The sequence below is a fragment of the Psychrobacter sp. 1U2 genome, from assembly GCF_051847575.1.
In genome coordinates this window covers 1-623 of record NZ_JBPYDC010001341.1, presented here as the reverse complement: position 1 = coordinate 623, position 623 = coordinate 1, and the positions used below count along the sequence as shown (strand labels likewise).

General features: G+C 41.3%; 1 protein-coding gene. It reads right to left on the bottom strand.

The genetic code is table 11. The features are described from left to right. Nucleotides 1-530 (bottom strand): prephenate dehydrogenase/arogenate dehydrogenase family protein (locus ACS8FD_RS21980; protein WP_439277430.1); only part of this gene is annotated, 530 nt, incomplete at its 3' end. Nucleotides 531-623: the final 93 nt, after the last annotated feature.

Here is a 623-nt window from a genome sequence, read left to right as displayed (position 1 = left end):
CAAATAATGACACTATGATTGACAAATAATGTGGCACGCCTAGCGTGATATCCTGAATTTTCAGCACCAGCAATCGGATGTGCTGGCACAAGCCCTATAGGTAGCGAGGTAAATACAGTTCTGGTAGCCTCAATGATATTGACTTTGGTACTACAAACATCGGTAATGATACAGTCTGTGGCCAGCTGTCTACTGTCCATTGCGTTTTTGATATCCACAAACACGGCTTGTACAGCTTGTACTGGTACCGCAATGACTATCAAATCACTACCACTAACCACGTCATCAAGTACAGAACTACCGGCATCAAGCAATCCATCTTGAATGGCTTCCTCTAAACTTGGCACATGCCTATCTACCGCTACCAAACGCTCGCTTACACCATTGTCTTTAATTGCTTGAGCAAGACTGGCGCCAATTAGCCCTAAGCCAATCACGCAAACCTGTTTAAATAGAGGTGGCTTAACGTTTAAAGGCGATCGTTTATTATTTTTCTGCTTGTTTTGCTGGCTACTCACGGCATTACTCATTGAACAAACCAATCCATACCGCTACGTAAGCTTAAGCATAGATTTAGATTTAGATTAGCATTATAAAAATTAAATGACAAAAACAGTACTTTT